This window comes from Hylemonella gracilis str. Niagara R (assembly GCF_000600295.1).
GTDB classification, from domain to species: domain Bacteria; phylum Pseudomonadota; class Gammaproteobacteria; order Burkholderiales; family Burkholderiaceae_C; genus Hylemonella; species Hylemonella gracilis_A.
On the sequence record NZ_JEMG01000001.1, the window covers coordinates 2,758,425 to 2,774,829 of the forward strand.

Below are 16,405 nucleotides of genomic sequence, written 5' to 3' on the forward strand. Positions count from 1 at the left end.
CACTCACGGATCCGGAATGCTGGGCACCTTTTCTTGTGACGCCTCCTGCAGCAGCGCCGGCACGTCCAGGATCAGCGCCACTTCGCCGCTACCCAGAATGGTGGAGCCACTGATGGCTCGTACCCTTTGAAACATCTTGCCCAGCGGCTTGATGACCGTCTGCAATTCGCCATTCAGGGCATCCACGACGATGCCCGCCTTCTGTCGACCATGACGCACGACCACGATGTTCTGACGGTTGGGCAGCGGCTCCTGCAGATCGAAGATGTCGCGCAGCCGGACAAAAGGCAATACCTCGCCACGCAGGTTCGTGTAGTGCGATTCACCGTCGTCGCTATAAGCCACGCATTCCTCGACCATTTCGAGAGGAATGACAAAAACCGACCCTCCTGCCGACACCTGAAAACCATTGATGATGGCCAGGGTCAGCGGCAGCCGTACGGTCACGGTGGTGCCTACGTTCTCCACGCTCTGGATGTCCACGCTGCCGCGCAAGGCAGTGATGTTGCGCTTCACGACGTCCATGCCCACGCCCCGACCGGAAAGATTGGTCACCGTCTCGGCGGTGGAAAACCCGGGTTCGAAAATCAGGGCGTAGACCTCGTTGTCCGTCAGAACACGAGTCGGGTCGATGAGGCCACGCTCCACCGCCTTGGCGAATATCTTGTCGCGGCGCAGGCCGCCGCCATCGTCCCCCACCTCGATGACGATGCTGCCCGAATCATGGAAGGCGTTCAGACTGACGGTACCTCGCGCTGGCTTGCCAAGTGCCAGACGCCGTTCGACCGGCTCGATCCCGTGGTCCATCGCATTTCGCACCAGATGCGTGAGGGGGTCTCCGATGCGCTCGACCACGGTCTTGTCCAGCTCAGTGTCCTCGCCAGACAAGCGCAACACGATGTCCTTGCCCAACTCGCGAGCGACGTCATGCACCACGCGATTGAAGCGAGTGAACGTTGCACCGATCTTGACCATGCGCAACTGCAGCGCGCTGTCGCGGACCTCCTGAACCAGGCCCACGAGCCTGGATGTGCTCTCTTCAAGCTGCGGACTGCCGGATTGCCGTGCGAGCAAACTAGAAGTGGCGCCTTCGATGATCAGCTCGCCCACCAGGTTGATCAGCTGGTCCAGCTTCTCGGCATCGACGCGGATGGTCTTGCTCTCCTGCGACTTGGCTTCGCTGGATTTTTTGTCGATCATGCGCTTTTGTTTCTCCAGCGCAGCATCGACCAGTTGAGGCTCCACCACCTGCTGCTCGATCAGGATCTTGCCCAGCATGGGGACCTCGGCCTCGATCTGCCCAGACATCTGCGCATCGGCCAGGGCGCTCTGCTGGATGGACAAAGCCTCCTGCAACTCATGCGGCGTGATGCTGCCGCAACGCACCAGAATCTCGCCCAGTCGGATGTCCTGCTCGGGCAACTCGTGAATCAGGTCCGCGTATTCCTGCAGTCGTGCCTCGGGTGGAATGATGCGTATGCGGGCGTCGTCACGCACGAATTCGAAAACACCTTCGATGGTCGACTTGCTGGCGCTGCTGGAGAAGGCGATTTCAAAGCCGAGGTAGCAGGACTCCGGGTCCATCTGGGTCGCTGACGGCAAGGCATCGGGCAAGGTTGCGATGCCGATGATCTTGCCGATGCGGCCGAGATAGCGAATGAAAGACAACGGGTCCATCCCATTGCGCAGCACGTTCGGGCCAAAACGCAGCGAGATGTGCCAAAGACTGCGCGGATCGCTGCCGTCGCGCGCGATGCGCTCGACCTGCGCCTCGCTTTCCTTGGCCGTCACGACAGCGGTACCTGGCACGGCACCCGTGCCCACCGGTGCCTGCCCTCCACCCGCGCGCGCCAAGTGGCCGCGCAACTGGGCCAGCAAGGGCGCCGCCACCTCGTCCAGTTCCTCGCTGGGCCCCATGTTGCCAGCGTCGATCGTGGTGATCAGAGTCCCAAGATGATCGCAGCAGGACAACAGCAGCACGACCAGATCGTCGTCAATCGCCAGATGACCGTCACGTACATGGTCCAGCACGCTCTCGACCACATGGGTGAAGGCCACGACATGGTCCAGTCCGAACAGGCCTGCAGAACCCTTGATGGTGTGCGCGGCGCGGAAGATCGCATTCACGGCTTCTTCGCGCTCGGGATTCTGCTCGATGGACAGCAGGGCGTTTTCCATGTCGACGAGCATTTCACGGCTCTCGACAATGAAAGTTTTCAGCGCGGCATCCAGATTCATGGCTTTTTACTTCCGGGTCCGGGGATCAGGCCAGGCTTTCGCCGATGACCAGGGGATCACCGAAAAAAGCCGCGACATTGAGAATTTCAAACACATCCACCACCGCGGGGCTGTGGTTCATCAGGTGCAAATCACCTTGCCGTGCTTGCGCCTCTCGCTTGACCGCCATCAGCACCTGCAGACCCGCCACGTCCAGCTCCGTCACGCCCGATAGGTCGATGTCCAGTTGGCCGGACGACTGCGGTAAAGCCTGGAGCAGCAGTTCCCGGAGTTCCGCAGCCCGGTAGATCGTCATTTCACCCGTGATGTGCAGCATGGTCATGGTGGCCAGGTTCTAGGATCCGCCCGAATCAAGGCAGGATCAGTTTCTGAACTGCGTTGAGCATCACCTCGGGGCTGAAGGGCTTGACGACCCAAGCCTTGGCGCCGGCGGCCTGTCCCTCGGCCTTCTTGGCCTCCTGCGACTCCGTGGTCAGCATGATCACTGGGGTGAACTTGTAGGCAGGCAACTGCTTCAGCGCCTTGACGAAACTGATGCCATCCATGTTGGGCATGTTCACGTCGCTGATGATCAGGTGAACCTTCTGTCCGGTGAGCTTGGACAGCGCGTCCTTGCCATCGGAGCCTTCAATCACCTCGTACCCCGCCCCACGCAGCGCGATGCCGACGACTTGGCGCAAGGAGGCGGAGTCATCCACCACCATGATGGTTTTGCTCATGCTCAATACCCTTCCAACGATCAAAAGAAAGTAATGTCGGTGCTCGCCTGCGGCTTGGGAATGCCACCGCCAGCCTCGTTAGGCAGGCGCGCCTGGCTCGTCCCCGCGTGGATGGCACGTTCCTCCGCCATGGCATACGTGCTTTCGAGCTCGGCCAGCAAGCCTGCGGCATCGATGGGCGTCAGGTTCTGGTCGCGCTCGAAGATTTCGCGCTGCGTGCTCAAAAGCACGGGCATGCGGTCGATGTTGCCGCGCACATGGCTCATGATCTGGCTGATGCGGTCCTGAAACTGCAGATGTACCAGGGCCTCTCCGATCTCACCCTGCAGGTAGCTGCGATGCTCTCGGTTCACGTTCGAAGCTTCCAGCAAGGCATCCGTGGCCTCGCGGAACTTGTCCAGCACGGCGGTGATGGTGGCCTCGCAATCCTGGGTGGACTGCGTCTCACCAGCCAGTGACTGCTCGACCGAAGTGCACACGCTGCGAATGGTTTCGCCGATCACCCCCACCTTCACCGCCATGCTCTTGCCGGTATCGCCCGACAGCTTGGAGAGCGTGCGCACCTCCTGCGCCACCACCGAGAAGCTGCGCCCATGCTCTCCTGCGCGGGCGGCTTCGATCGCCGCGTTCAAGGCCAGCAGATTGGTCTGCTGCGCGATGCGCGCCACATCCGCCGCCATGGCATCCAGCTCGTCAGTGAACTGCTCCAATTGCTTGATGCGCGCCAGCATCGCGGACTTGCTGTCCATGGCAGACTTGAGCGTCACCACCACCCTGTCCAACTCCTGCTGGCTGCTGGCGAAGACACCCATCAGGCCGGCGTTGGCATCCCCAGACATCTCCGACATCTCGGTCGCCCGGTTCAGACGATCGACAATACCCGCGAACCGCATCGAAAGACCTGCGATGGCCGTCTCCATCTGGCCACGCGAGGTTTCGATTTGACCGCTCCAGACAGGCATGACCTGCGCCCCCAATTGGCTCAGGCTCTCCAAATGTTCATGGATGGAACGCTCAAGCGCCCTGGCATGCCGACGCTGCCGACCGAGACTCCATGCCGCTAGTCCGAGCAAGAGCAGGGAGCAAACCCATCCCGCCACGCTCAGTGCGGAAAAATACAGAACCATGGCGGCCGCAACGGCGATCAATGCTGGCGAGGCATACATGTGCCGATTGCGTGAAAGCCAACTGCCCAATTTCTCTCTCCCTCAGCTCGGTACACATGCTTGTCGCGTCACCAAGTTCATGACGCCGCCGCACCATTTGTTGTAACGAGCTGGGGAAGACCGGGCTTCGTCCAAGGCAGCTCATCTCGGCAATTCGCACACCTCCAGCAGCAGCGAGTCTCACCACGGCCATGGGCGGGCTTGAGTCGTTAAGCATGCCTTGCTAAGCCATCCTTGACTTTGGTTGGATGGTTTTGAAAATTTGCACACCTAGATAGTAGTTGCACTACTTAGTAAGGTCAATAGCAAATAGCATTGATAGTTTGTTTAAGCCGCAGCGACACTAATAATCAGCGGCGATGAACGATCCGAAACGTGCCAGCATGCCCCCAGAACTGAAGGCCGAGGCCGAGCGCCTCAAAGCCATCTGGAACAGCCGACCGCACAGGACCCAGGCCGAGTTCGGGGACGCATACGGACTGGGAAACCAATCGAACGTCGGTCACTACCTCAACGGCCGCAGCCGCCTCAATTTCACGGCAGCTGCCGCGTTCGCGAAGGAACTGGGATGCCAGATCGCCGACTTCAGCCCCAGGCTCGCGGCGCAATTGGCAAAGATTTCACCCATTGAAATCGCAGGACCGCAACGTCCGTCCTTTGCGGAGTACAAGGCGGACGGTGAATTTGGACACTTGACCGTCGCGCGAGACGGTGGCGCGGCGGCTCGCGACACCTCGGACGAACTGTCCATCCCTCAGTACGAAACCGGCAGCCGGATCAGCGAAGGCAACTTGGTACTCGAAGGCAAGCAACCCGGCATGATCAAAAGTTGGCGCGTCGATCTGGCGTGGCTGCGCATGAACGTGCGGCATTACACGAGTGTGCAGAACCTGTGCATCGTCACGGGTTTCGGGCCCTCCATGCGCCCCCGCTTCAACCCGGGTGACCCCCTGCTCATGGACAAAGGCATCACCTCCATGGACGTCGATGGTGTCTATTTCTTTCGCATCGGCGACAGCGGCTACATCAAGCAACTGCAGCGCATCCCCAGCGAGCGCGGCACGATTTACCGCGCCAAGTCCTACAACCCGGATTACGAACCCTTCGACATCACTGCCAAGATGGACTTCCAAGTGTTCGGCAAGATCCTGACGATCTGGAAGAGCGAGCAGGTCTGAGCAAGCGGCGTGGCGCTGAAAATAAAAAGGGCCCGAATGTTTTCACATCCGAGCCCTTGGGGTGATTGGTGGAGCTGGGGGGATTTGAACCCCCGTCCGCAAGCCTTCTTCGTACAGTTCTACATGTGTAGCCATCTGATTTAAGTCTCGCTTCCTGCACCGCGCAGTGGCACGCTATGCAAGACGCCAGCAACCTATTTTCTCGACCTGCCCTAAGTTACCCAAGGCAGGCCCAGCCGAATGAAGTTACCCCACAGCCTGGACAGCTTGCGCCACCCTTGCCCAGCCTATCGGCTTGCTGTTGTGAGGCTCACGTGCAATTAAGCAGCGAGTGCGAAACGTTCGTCGTTTGCAGTTAGTTTGTTTGAATCTGTTTTACGAGCACATTCAGCTCGACATGCCCTGCCACGCGTCCGAACCCACGTCGAAACCAGTGCAGCCCCTGAGGCTCGCATTTTAGGCCGGTTCGGGCGATTTCAAGCGAGCAGGGCCAGAAGTTCTTGCGGATGTTCGATGGCGGCGTCTGCGCCCCAGGCAGCAGCGTCCGTTTTCGACCCGAGGTAGCCGTAAGTGGCCGCCACTGTGCGCATGCCGGCGGCCTTGCCGGCGACGATGTCGCGTTCGTCGTCCCCGACGTAGACACAGCACTCCGGCGCCAGGCCCAGGCGGCGCGCCGCTTCCAGCAAGGGCGCGGGGTGCGGCTTGGAGTGCGGCGTGGTGTCGCCGCTGACGATGGCTTGCGCGCCGATGAACAGCGGCATGCCGGCCGTCAGGGGCAGCGTGAAGCGCTCGATCTTGTTGGTGACCACGCCCCAGGCCAAACTCAGCCCCTGCAGCGACGCCACGAGATCGGGTACGCCGTCGAAGATCACGGTGCGCTCGCGCATGCAACGCTCGTAGTTGTCGAGGAATTCCGCGCGCAAAGCAGGAAATTCAGGGTGCTCGGGCGTGTAACCACGGTCCGCGAAGGCTACGCCGATCATGCCGCGCGCGCCTGCGCCGGCCATGGGCCGGTATAGCGCCAGCGGCAGCTCGGGCAGGCCCCGTGCCGCGCGCATCAGGTTCGCGGCATGGCCCAGGTCGGGTGCACTGTCGATCAAGGTGCCGTCCAGGTCGAACAGCACCGCCTGGACAGCCCCACCGCCCGCGCCAAAACCCCTCATGCCGACATCACCTTGCGGGTGGCGAGCAGATAGTTGACGCTGGTGTCGTCGTTGAGCGCGTAACGCCGCGTCAGCGGGTTGTAGCCCATGCCGCGCGAGGCCCGCAGTTCCAAGCCGGCTTGGCGCACGTCCCGCGCCAGCTCGCTGGGACGGATGAACTTGGCGTATTCATGGGTGCCGCGCGGCAGCAGATTGAGCACGTACTCGGCGCCGACGATGGCAAACAGAAAAGACTTGGGATTGCGATTGATGGTGGAGAAAAACACCCAGCCTCCCGGCTTGACCAGGGTGGCGCAGGCGCGCACGACCGAGGCAGGGTCGGGCACATGCTCCAGCATCTCCATGCAGGTGACCACGTCGAAGCTGGCGGGCGCCTCCGCAGCCAGAGCCTCGGCGCTGATCTCGCGGTAATTCAGGCTGCCGCTGCCCTGGACCGGATGCTCCAGCGCATGCAACTGCGCGACTTTGAGCGCCTTGGTCGAGAGGTCGATGCCCGTGACCTGCGCGCCGGCCCGCGCCATGCTATCGGAAAGGATGCCGCCACCGCACCCCACGTCCAGCACGACCTTGCCGCTGAGGGCTCGGGCCGAACCCTCGCCTACCAGACCGGACAACCAATTCAGGCGCAAGGGATTGATTTCATGCAGGGGGCGGAACTCGCTTAGCGGGTCCCACCAGCGGTGGGCCAGATCGGAAAACTTCGCCAGCTCGGCGGGATCGGCATTGACTTGTGTCGTGCTCATGGGCCGAGATTATCGTGCCAGGTGGACACCCCTGCCCCCACCCAGGCATAAAAAAGGGCTGTCCTGGACAGCCCTGTCAGCGTCATCGAGGCCTGCAAGGAGCAGGCCGAATTCACTGGATGATGACCAGTTCGATGTCCGCGCGGCGGTTCATGGCTCGTCCCTCGGCCGTGTCGTTCGGGCGCGCGGGCGCGCTCAAACCCTTGCCCTCGGTGAAGATGCTGGCCGGATTGATGCCCTTGGACGTCAGGTGCGCCTTGACCGCTTCGGCACGGCGCACGGAGAGCTTCTGGTTGTACTCAGGCGTGCCGATGGAATCCGTGTGGCCCACCACGATGGTCGCCTCCACGGTCTTGCCCTGGGCCTTGGCGGCCAGTGCATCCAGCGTGGCGATGCTGGCGGGCTTGAGTTCCGACTTGTCGAAGTCAAAGAACACGGTCACCGTCTGCACTTGCTTGGCACCCACGGGGGACGTCAGCAGGACCTCTGGCTGGGGCGCGGGTGCGGGCGGCTCGACAGCAGCCGGCGCGGGCGCAACCGGTGCGGCGGGCGCGGGCGCAGGTGTCGGCTCTGGTTCAGGCTGGGGCGCCGGCATCTGGACCGAAGCCGCGCAACCCGCGAGCACGGCGCCCGCGGCGATCAGCGCGAACAGATGGGAGACACGGGAAAAACGACCGGGCACGCGGGCCTCATTGATTGAGTTCATGGAATCCTCGCTTAGGGCTGCCCCGACGGATGAACAAGATGAGCAACTGATGCCGGGGGATGGAACCGGGCGATTTTGCCAGAGCACCGACGCGACAACCCCACCGGCTCGCACCAAACTGTTGCGCGGTGTAAACCCAGCACCTGACCGAGCCAACCCGCCGGGGCAAAACGAAGACGGGCAAGGCCACGTTGCTCGGGCGCGGGGGCCCCACCGGGGCCGAACTAAAATGGCGGATTGCCTGCGCGAGGCCCGTGCTTTTCAGTACCCGCGCAGTCCCCACGCATCTCCAGAGCACCTTTGTCCAGCCCATGACCGAATTCGCCAAGGAAACCCTGCCCATCAGCCTGGAAGAGGAGATGCGCCGCAGCTACCTCGACTACGCCATGAGTGTCATCATCGGCCGGGCCCTGCCGGATGCGCGCGATGGCTTCAAGCCCGTGCACCGCCGCGTGCTGTTCGCCATGCACGAGCTGAACAACGACTGGAACCGCCCCTACAAGAAATCGGCGCGCATCGTCGGCGACGTGATCGGCAAGTACCACCCGCACGGTGACCAGTCGGTGTACGACACCATCGTGCGCATGGCGCAAGACTTCTCGATGCGCCACATGCTGGTGGACGGCCAAGGCAACTTCGGCTCGGTGGACGGAGACCCGGCCGCCGCCATGCGCTACACCGAAATCCGCCTGGCGAAAATCGCCCATGAAGCCCTGGCCGACATCGACAAGGAAACGGTGGACTTCGGGCCCAACTACGACGGCTCGGAAAAAGAACCCCTGGTGCTGCCCACGCGCGTGCCCAACCTGCTGGTCAACGGCTCGGGTGGCATTGCCGTCGGCATGGCGACCAACATCCCGCCGCACAACCTCAACGAGGTGGTGGACGCCTGCCTGCACGTGCTGAAGAACCCGGGCGCGTCCATCGACGAATTGATGGAGATCATTCCCGCGCCGGATTTCCCCACCGCCGGCATCATCTACGGCATGCAAGGCGTGAAGGACGGCTATCGCACGGGCCGGGGCCGGGTCGTGATGCGCGCCAAGTGCCATTTCGAGGACATTGACAAAGGCCAGCGCCAGGCCATCATCGTTGATGAGCTGCCCTACCAGGTCAACAAGAAGACCCTGCTGGAGCGCATCGCCGAGCTGGTGCACGAGAAGAAGATCGAGGGCATCAGCCACATCCAGGACGAGAGCGACAAGTCCGGTATGCGCGTGGTGATCGAGCTCAAGCGCGGCGAGCTGCCCGAGGTGGTGCTGAACAACCTCTACAAGCAGACGCAGCTGCAAGACACCTTCGGCATGAACATGGTGGCCCTGGTGGGCGGCCAGCCCAAGCTGTGCAACCTGAAGGACCTGATCGAGGTCTTCCTGGACCACCGCCGCGAAGTGGTGACGCGCCGCACCGTGTTCGAGCTGCGCAAGGCACGCGAGCGCGGCCACGTGCTCGAAGGCCTGGCCGTGGCCCTGGCCAACATCGACGAATTCATCCGCATCATCCGCGAATCGCCGACGCCTCCCGTGGCCAAGGCCGAGCTGATGACCCGCGCCTGGGACAGCAAGCTGGTGCGCGAGATGCTGACCCGCAGCCGTTCCGATGGCGGCGTGGTCAACGCCGACGACTACCGTCCCGAAGGCTTGGAACGCGAATTCGGCATGCAGGGTGACGGCCTGTACAAGCTGTCCGAGACCCAGGCCCAGGAAATCCTGCAGATGCGCCTGCAGCGACTGACGGGCCTGGAGCAGGATAAGATCGTCGCCGAGTACAAGGACGTCATGGCCGAGATCGAGAACCTGCTCGACATCCTGGCCCGGCCCCAGCGCGTCGCGGTCATCGTGAGCGAAGAACTCACCGCCATCAAGCAGGAATTCGGCCAAACCAAGCTGGGCGCGCGCCGCAGCGTGGTCGAGCACAACGCCCAGGACCTGGCCACCGAGGACCTGATCGCGCCCGAAGACCGGGTGGTCACGCTCTCGCACGCGGGCTATATCAAGAGCCAGCCCTTGAGCGAATACCGCGCTCAAAAGCGCGGCGGGCGCGGCAAGCAGGCGACTCAGACCAAGGAAGACGACTGGATCGACCAGCTCTTCATCGCCAACACGCACGACTACATCCTGTGCTTCTCCAACCGCGGCCGCCTCTACTGGCTCAAGGTCTGGGAAGTGCCGGAAGGCTCGCGCACCTCGCGCGGCCGACCCATCGTCAATATGTTCCCGCTGGCTGAAGGCGAAAAGATCACCGTCGTGCTGCCGCTGACCGGTGAATTCAGCCGCTTTCCGTCCGACCACTACGTCTTCATGGCCACCAGCATGGGCACGGTGAAAAAGACCACGCTGGACGAATTCAACAACCCGCGCAAGGCCGGCATCATCGCCGTGGACCTGGACCCGGGCGACTACCTGATCGGGGCAGCGCTCACCGACGGCCAGCATGACGTGATGCTGTTCTCCGACGGCGGCAAGGCCGTGCGCTTCGACGAGAACGACGTGCGCCCGATGGGCCGCAACGCGCGCGGCGTGCGCGGCATGCTGCTGGACGACGGCCAGAGCGTCATTGCCATGCTGGTGGCGCAGAGCGAAACGCAGGCAGGCGAGACTGGCGAAGCAGCGCGCACCAGCGTGCTGACCGCCACGGAGAACGGCTATGGCAAGCGCACGCCCATCAGCGAATACACCCGCCACGGACGCGGCACCAAGGGCATGATCGCCATCCAGCAGAGCGAACGCAATGGCAAGGTCGTGGCGGCCACGCTGGTGCATGCGGATGACGAGATCATGTTGATCACCGACAAGGGTGTGCTGGTGCGCACCCGCGTGAGCGAAATCCGCGAAATGGGTCGCGCCACGCAAGGCGTGACCCTGATCGCGCTGGACGACGGCACCCAGCTCAGCGGCCTGCAGCGCATCGTCGAGAACGACGCCAATGGTGAGATCAGCGGGGACGCGAACGGCAGCGGGAACGAGGAAGGCGGCGAGGCATGAACGCACGCGCCCAGTCCGTCCGCCCCCACAACTTTTCCGCCGGACCGGCGGCCATCCCCGAGGAGGTACTGACCCAGGCCGCCGCCGAGATGCTGGACTGGAACGGCAGCGGCATGAGCGTGATGGAGATGAGCCACCGCGGCAAGGAGTTCGACAGCATCCACAACCAGGCGCTGGCCGATCTGCGCGAGCTGCTGGCCGTGCCCTCGAATTTCCGCATCCTCTTCATGCAAGGCGGCGGGCTGGCGGAGAATGCCATCGTGCCGCTGAACCTCGCGGGGCGCAAACCCGGCGCGGGGCACAGCGGCGGTGTCATGGACTACGTGGTCACCGGCAGTTGGAGTCAAAAATCCGCCAAGGAGGCCCGACGCTACGGCGACGCCCGCGTCGCGGGAAGCGGGGAAGCCGAAGGCTTTACCCGCATTCCCGACCCGGCCAGCTGGCAGCTCAGCGCGAACGCGAGTTACGTCCACATCTGCTCGAACGAGACCATCCACGGCGTGGAATACCACCAGCTGCCGGACCTCCAGGCCCTGGGCTCGGATGCACCCCTGGTGATCGATTTTTCCTCGCACGCGGCCTCGCGCCCGGTGGACTGGTCGCGCGTGGGCCTGGCCTTTGGCGGCGCGCAGAAGAACCTGGGCCCCGCTGGTCTGACCCTGGTCATCGTGCGCGAGGATCTGTTGGGCCACGCCCTGCCTGTCTGCCCGAGCGCTTTCAACTACCAAACGGTGGCAGACAACAACTCCATGTTCAACACGCCGCCGACCTACGCCATCTACATCGCGGGCCTGGTGTTCCAGTGGCTCAAGAAGCAAGGCGGCATTGCAGCGATCGAGGCGCGCAACATCGCCAAGGCCCAGCTGCTGTACGACTACATCGACCACTCGCAGCTCTACGTCAACAAGGTCGCCAAGGACAACCGCTCACGCATGAACGTGCCCTTCTTCCTGCGCGATGAAACGCGCAACGCCGCCTTCCTGGAAGGCGCCAAGGCCGCTGGGTTGCTGCAGCTCAAGGGCCACAAGTCGGTGGGCGGCATGCGCGCATCCATCTACAACGCGATGCCGATGGCGGGCGTGCAGGCGCTGGTCGATTACATGCGCGATTTCGAGAAAACCCAAGCCTGACGGCAGCTGGACAAGGACATGGCTCGCTCCCTCGCCGAACTCCGCACCGCGATCGACGCGGTGGACCAGGAACTGCTGGCCCTGCTGAACCGCCGCGCCGAGCTCGCGCATGAGGTCGGCGAAGTCAAGAAGATCGACGGTTCGCCGGTCTTCCGTCCCGAGCGCGAAGCCCAGGTGATCGCTGGCCTGCAACAAGCCAATCCCGGCCCGCTCAAACCCGAAGGCATCGCCCATGTCTGGCGCGAGATCATGTCGGCCTGCCGCGCGCTGGAAGCGCGCCTGCGCGTGGCCTACCTGGGCCCGGCCGGCACCTTCAGCGAGCAGGCCGCGCTGCAGTTCTTCGGCGCGAGCATCGAACGCGTGCCTTGCGCCAGCATCGACGAGGTGTTCCAGGCCACCGCTGCGGGACGCGCCGACTACGGCGTCGCGCCCATGGAGAACTCCACCGAAGGCGTGGTGTCGCGCTCGCTGGACCTGCTGCTGACGTCGCCCCTGCATGTGGTCGGCGAGACCAGCCTGCTGGTGCGCCACAACCTGCTGCGCAGCACGCCCTCGCTGGAGGGCATCACCGCCGTCTACGCCCATCCCCAGGCCCTGGCCCAATGCCAGCAGTGGCTCAACACCCATCTGCCGAATGCCGAGCGCCACGCGGCCAGCAGCAATGCCGAAGGCGCGCGCTTGGCGACGACGAATCCGGCCTGGGCCGGCATTGCCAGCGAGCGCGCGGCCAGTGAGTTCGGCCTGCACGTCGTCGCGCCCGCGATCCAGGACGAAGCGGGCAACCGCACCCGTTTCGCCGTCCTCTGCCTGCCCTCCACCTTGGCCATGCCCGCGCCCAGCGCCCCCCAAGGAGGACGTGACTGCGTGAGCCTGGTGCTGTCGGTGCCCAACCGCCCGGGAGCCGTGCATGATCTTCTGACGCCGCTGAAGAAACATGGTGTGTCGATGACGCGCTTTGAGTCGCGCCCGGCGCGCTCCGGCAGCCCTGTGTCGGCCTGGGAGTATCACTTCTACATCGACCTGCAAGGCCATCCGTCCGAGCCCCATGTGGCCGCGGCCCTGAGGGAGCTGCAGAGTCTCTGCGCCTTCTACAAGGTGCTCGGCGCTTACCCGGTTTCGGAGTGAGGGACGGCATGGACCCTCACGCCTGGCCGGACCACAGCCGCACCATGCCGCAACCCGCGCCCTATTTCGACCAGCTCGGTCTGATCGGCTGCGGCCTGATTGGTGGTTGTTTCGCGCTGGCGCTCAAGCAGGCGGGCCTGGTGCGCCATGTGGTGGGTTACGACGCCAACCCGGCATCGCTGCAGGAAGCGCTGGCGCGCGGGGTCATCGACCGCGCCGCACCCACGGCCGCCCACACGGTGGGAACCTGGCGTGACGACACCACCGGCCAGGACGTGGCCGGGGCCGACCTGGTGTTCCTGGCCGTGCCCGTGTCCGCCACGGAAGAAGTGCTGCGCAGCGTCGCGCCCTACATCCAGCCCCGCGCCCTGCTGATGGACGCGGGCTCCACCAAGAGTGATGTGATCGCGGCGGCACGGCCTGCCTTGGGCGAGCGCATCGGCAACTTCGTGCCGGCCCATCCCATCGCGGGCAAGGAAAAGGCTGGCGTTGCGCATTCGGACGCCACGCTGTTCCAGGGACGGCAAGTCATCCTGACCCCCATACAGGAAACCCAGACCGGCCAGTTGGCCCAGGCAGCCCGACTGTGGCGGGCCCTGGGGTGCGAGGTGCGGCACATGAGCGCGGACGCCCATGACGCGGCCTTCGCCGCCGTCAGCCACCTGCCACATCTGCTGGCTTTTGCCCTGATGGACAGTGTGTCCGGGCAGACCCTGGGCCCCGAATGGCTGGAACTGGCGGGCAGCGGCTTTCGCGACAGCACGCGCATCGCGGCCAGCGACCCCAAGGTCTGGCGCGACATCCTGCTGGCCAATCGCACGCAGGTCCTGGCCCAATCACGGCAGTTGCAACAGGCCCTGCGCGCCTTCGACACGTTGATCGAGCAACAACAGGCCGCCGCCCTGGAAGCGCGCATTGCCCGCGCCAGCGCCGAGCGCGCGCGCATGGACAGCCCGCAGAATTCCCACTGAGATGTACACCACCCCCTTCCTCGACCTTCCCCCCCTGAGCCAAGCCCAGGGCACGGTGCGCCTGCCCGGCTCCAAAAGCATCTCCAACCGGGTGCTGCTGCTGTCGGCCCTGTGCGAGGGACGGACCACGCTGCACGATGTGCTGGACTCCGACGACACGCGCGTGATGCTGACCGCCCTGCGACAGCTTGGCTGCGGAGTGACGCAAAACGGCAGCACCGTGATCGTCGATGGCATCGCGGGCCAGTTGCCCCAGGAACCGCTGAAGTTCTTCATGGGCAACGCGGGCACGGCCATGCGGCCCCTGACCGCGGTGCTGGCCATCGCGGGTGGTGAGTTCGAACTCTCGGGCGTGGCCCGCATGCACGAGCGCCCCATCGGCGACCTGGTGGACGCGCTGCGCCCGCTGGGCTGCGCGATCGACTACCTGGGCAAGGAGGGTTACCCCCCGCTGCGCGTGGGCCGGCCAACATTGAAGCTCGCTGCCCCGATCCAAGTACGCGGCGACGTATCGAGCCAGTTCCTCACCGCCCTGCTGATGGCCCTGCCTCTCGTGACCATGAATCGGGCCCCCACGCTCGGCACTGACGTGTCCTCGCTGCCCCCCGAGGGGGCTGTCCCGTCTTGGGGCGGCCCGGCGACGGGACGCGACGTGTCGATTGAGGTGACGGGCGAACTGATATCCAAGCCCTACATCGAGATCACGCTCAAGCTGCTGGCCCGCTACGGCATCGAGGTCGAACGCGATGGTTGGCAACGTTTCACCATCCCGGCCGGCAGCCGCTACCAGTCCCCTGGAACGCTGCACGTGGAAGCCGACGCCTCCTCGGCCAGCTATTTCATCGCCCTGGGCGCCCTGGCGGCCGACACGGCCACGCCCATGCGCATCGAGGGCGTGGGCGAGAACTCGATCCAGGGTGACATCCGTTTCGTCGAGGCCGCGCGCCGCATGGGTGCGCAGATCTGGAGCGGCCCCAACTGGCTCGAAGTGTCGCGGGGCCACGGTCCCCTGAAGGCCATCGACCTGGACTGCAACCACATCCCCGACGCCGCCATGACGCTGGCGGTGATGGCCCTGTTCACCGACCCGGCCGATGGCCCGACCACCCTGCGCAACATCGCCAGCTGGCGCGTCAAGGAAACCGATCGCATCGCCGCCATGGCGACCGAACTGCGCAAGCTGGGGGCCATGGTGGAGGAAGGCCCGGACTACATCCGCGTCACACCGCCGCGCGCGCAGGGTTGGAAGGCGGCCACGATCCACACCTACGACGACCATCGCGTGGCCATGTGCTTCTCGCTGGCGGCCTTCAACCCTTCCCACCTGCCGGTACGCATCCTCGACCCGAAATGCGTGGCCAAGACCTTCCCGGACTATTTCGAGGCCCTGTTCTCGGTGACCTCGCCGGTGGCCGGGAACGTGCCCGTGCTCTGCGTGGACGGCCCCACGGCCTCGGGCAAGGGCACGCTGGCCGCGCAACTGGCGGAGCGCCTGGGCTACCACCTGCTCGACTCCGGGGCGCTTTACCGTGTGACCGCCCTGGCCGCCTTGCAGGCCGGACTGAGCCTGGAGCCGGCCAACGAAGCGGCGATCGCCCAACTGGCGCGGCACCTGCCCGTGCGCTTCGAGGGCGACCGCGTACTCCTGGACGGCCAGGACGTGAGTGACGCCATCCGCAGCGAGGAAGGTGGCATGAACGCCTCCAAGGTCTCCGCCCTGCCCGCCGTGCGCACCGCCCTGATTGCCTTGCAGCACAGCTTTGCCCGCCTGCCCGGCCTGGTGGCCGACGGACGCGACATGGGCACCGTCATCTTCCCGGCCGCGCCGCTCAAGGTCTTCCTCACGGCCAGCGCAGCGCAGCGCGCCGAGCGCCGGTATAAGCAATTGATTTCCAAGGGAATTCCGGCTAGAATCGACGTCCTTCGCGCTGACCTTGAGGCGCGTGACGCACGGGACATGAACCGCAGCGTCGCGCCTTTGAAGCCCGCCGAAGATGCCTTGCTGCTGGACAACTCCAGCCTTTCCATCGAAGCCTCGGTGGATCAGGTGTTGGCCTGGTGGCAAGGCAAACAGCCGTTCAAGGCTGACTGACACGCATACAAGTGTCGAACACCTTGAACGATTGACCGGTCCCGTCGGTCCTTCTCGCGCAGCAGCGCACCGATCGATGGGTTCATTCACTCTTGCCGCGGGATATCCGCACACAACCACCGTCGAAAGCTAGCCCCCATCGGCACTGGTGCCGATGTAACGCCACGGGTCATGACGCAAGCATGCCGTG

The 16,405-nt window shown here is 64.3% G+C and carries 13 protein-coding genes and 1 other RNA gene; 6 read left to right on the plus strand and 8 right to left on the minus strand.

Annotated features, from left to right (window positions below; genetic code table 11):
* Positions 1–3 precede the first annotated feature (3 nt).
* Genes AZ34_RS12675 through AZ34_RS18740 form a run of 4 tightly spaced genes read right to left on the minus strand, consistent with a single transcriptional unit; the run spans position 4 to position 3,919 of the window.
* Positions 4–2,238: a chemotaxis protein CheA gene (locus AZ34_RS12675; protein ID WP_035608601.1), complete on the minus strand. Its 2,235-nt coding sequence runs from the start codon at positions 2,236–2,238 to the stop codon at positions 4–6.
* Positions 2,239–2,263: 25 nt separating this feature from the next.
* Complete coding sequence (locus AZ34_RS12680) at positions 2,264–2,560, minus strand: STAS domain-containing protein (RefSeq protein WP_035608604.1); 297 nt, start codon at positions 2,558–2,560, stop codon at positions 2,264–2,266.
* Between the two features lie 28 nt (positions 2,561–2,588).
* Positions 2,589–2,957 carry a response regulator gene (locus AZ34_RS12685; protein ID WP_035608606.1) on the minus strand — a complete coding sequence of 123 codons (369 nt, stop codon included), beginning with the start codon at positions 2,955–2,957 and terminating at the stop codon, positions 2,589–2,591.
* 20 nt (positions 2,958–2,977) lie between these two features.
* Positions 2,978–3,919, minus strand: a complete 942-nt coding sequence (locus AZ34_RS18740; protein ID WP_269320446.1) for a methyl-accepting chemotaxis protein — start codon at positions 3,917–3,919, stop codon at positions 2,978–2,980.
* 563 nt (positions 3,920–4,482) lie between these two features.
* On the opposite strand from AZ34_RS18740, the gene AZ34_RS12695 reads away from it, so the two are divergent.
* The gene (locus AZ34_RS12695; RefSeq protein WP_051509790.1) at positions 4,483–5,301 is read left to right on the plus strand and encodes a LexA family transcriptional regulator; all 819 of its coding nucleotides are present in this window, start codon (positions 4,483–4,485) and stop codon (positions 5,299–5,301) included.
* 66 nt (positions 5,302–5,367) lie between these two features.
* On the opposite strand, the gene ssrA is transcribed toward AZ34_RS12695, so the two are convergent.
* The 4 genes from ssrA to AZ34_RS12710 form a co-directional block, all read right to left on the minus strand.
* Positions 5,368–5,744: a transfer-messenger RNA gene (gene ssrA, locus AZ34_RS18010) on the minus strand.
* A 33-nt stretch (positions 5,745–5,777) separates the two neighbouring features.
* The gene (locus AZ34_RS12700) at positions 5,778–6,464 is read right to left on the minus strand and encodes an HAD-IA family hydrolase (RefSeq protein ID WP_035608608.1); all 687 of its coding nucleotides are present in this window, start codon (positions 6,462–6,464) and stop codon (positions 5,778–5,780) included.
* Entirely contained in the window at positions 6,461–7,207 is a 747-nt protein-coding gene (gene ubiG, locus AZ34_RS12705) for a bifunctional 2-polyprenyl-6-hydroxyphenol methylase/3-demethylubiquinol 3-O-methyltransferase UbiG (protein ID WP_035608612.1), read from the minus strand. Before ubiG ends, AZ34_RS12700 begins: the two co-directional genes overlap by 4 nt.
* Before the next feature lie 112 nt (positions 7,208–7,319).
* A complete protein-coding gene (locus AZ34_RS12710) occupies positions 7,320–7,913 on the minus strand; it encodes an OmpA family protein (RefSeq protein WP_051509791.1) in 594 nt (197 codons plus the stop codon).
* A 311-nt stretch (positions 7,914–8,224) separates the two neighbouring features.
* On the opposite strand from AZ34_RS12710, the gene gyrA reads away from it, so the two are divergent.
* The 5 genes from gyrA to AZ34_RS12735 are packed head-to-tail and all read left to right on the plus strand — an operon-like array spanning position 8,225 to position 16,215.
* The gene (gene gyrA, locus AZ34_RS12715; RefSeq protein ID WP_035608615.1) at positions 8,225–10,897 is read left to right on the plus strand and encodes a DNA gyrase subunit A; all 2,673 of its coding nucleotides are present in this window, start codon (positions 8,225–8,227) and stop codon (positions 10,895–10,897) included.
* Entirely contained in the window at positions 10,894–12,027 is a 1,134-nt protein-coding gene (serC, locus tag AZ34_RS12720) for a 3-phosphoserine/phosphohydroxythreonine transaminase (RefSeq protein WP_035608618.1), read from the plus strand. The genes gyrA and serC overlap by 4 nt, the downstream gene beginning before the upstream one ends.
* A gap of 18 nt (positions 12,028–12,045) precedes the next feature.
* Positions 12,046–13,152 carry a prephenate dehydratase gene (gene pheA / locus AZ34_RS12725; RefSeq protein ID WP_035608620.1) on the plus strand — a complete coding sequence of 369 codons (1,107 nt, stop codon included), beginning with the start codon at positions 12,046–12,048 and terminating at the stop codon, positions 13,150–13,152.
* 8 nt (positions 13,153–13,160) lie between these two features.
* Positions 13,161–14,123, plus strand: coding sequence for a prephenate dehydrogenase (locus AZ34_RS12730; protein WP_081767208.1), 963 nt, complete (start codon positions 13,161–13,163; stop codon positions 14,121–14,123).
* Position 14,124: 1 nt separating this feature from the next.
* Positions 14,125–16,215: a bifunctional 3-phosphoshikimate 1-carboxyvinyltransferase/cytidylate kinase gene (locus tag AZ34_RS12735; protein WP_035608622.1), complete on the plus strand. Its 2,091-nt coding sequence runs from the start codon at positions 14,125–14,127 to the stop codon at positions 16,213–16,215.
* Positions 16,216–16,405 lie beyond the last annotated feature (190 nt).

Bases quoted from the DNA above. Each gene is read 5' to 3' on its own strand.
- gyrA (WP_035608615.1), top strand. From the start codon at position 8,225: ATGACCGAATTCGCCAAGGAAACCCTGCCCATCAGCCTGGAAGAGGAG.
- AZ34_RS12710 (WP_051509791.1), bottom strand. From the start codon at position 7,913: ATGAACTCAATCAATGAGGCCCGCGTGCCCGGTCGTTTTTCCCGTGTC.
- AZ34_RS12695 (WP_051509790.1), top strand. From the start codon at position 4,483: ATGAACGATCCGAAACGTGCCAGCATGCCCCCAGAACTGAAGGCCGAG.
- AZ34_RS12675 (WP_035608601.1), bottom strand. From the start codon at position 2,238: ATGAATCTGGATGCCGCGCTGAAAACTTTCATTGTCGAGAGCCGTGAA.
- AZ34_RS12735 (WP_035608622.1), top strand. From the start codon at position 14,125: ATGTACACCACCCCCTTCCTCGACCTTCCCCCCCTGAGCCAAGCCCAG.
- serC (WP_035608618.1), top strand. From the start codon at position 10,894: ATGAACGCACGCGCCCAGTCCGTCCGCCCCCACAACTTTTCCGCCGGA.
- AZ34_RS12685 (WP_035608606.1), bottom strand. From the start codon at position 2,957: ATGAGCAAAACCATCATGGTGGTGGATGACTCCGCCTCCTTGCGCCAA.
- AZ34_RS12680 (WP_035608604.1), bottom strand. From the start codon at position 2,560: ATGACCATGCTGCACATCACGGGTGAAATGACGATCTACCGGGCTGCG.
- pheA (WP_035608620.1), top strand. From the start codon at position 12,046: ATGGCTCGCTCCCTCGCCGAACTCCGCACCGCGATCGACGCGGTGGAC.
- ubiG (WP_035608612.1), bottom strand. From the start codon at position 7,207: ATGAGCACGACACAAGTCAATGCCGATCCCGCCGAGCTGGCGAAGTTT.
- AZ34_RS18740 (WP_269320446.1), bottom strand. From the start codon at position 3,919: ATGCCTGTCTGGAGCGGTCAAATCGAAACCTCGCGTGGCCAGATGGAG.
- AZ34_RS12700 (WP_035608608.1), bottom strand. From the start codon at position 6,464: ATGAGGGGTTTTGGCGCGGGCGGTGGGGCTGTCCAGGCGGTGCTGTTC.
- AZ34_RS12730 (WP_081767208.1), top strand. From the start codon at position 13,161: ATGGACCCTCACGCCTGGCCGGACCACAGCCGCACCATGCCGCAACCC.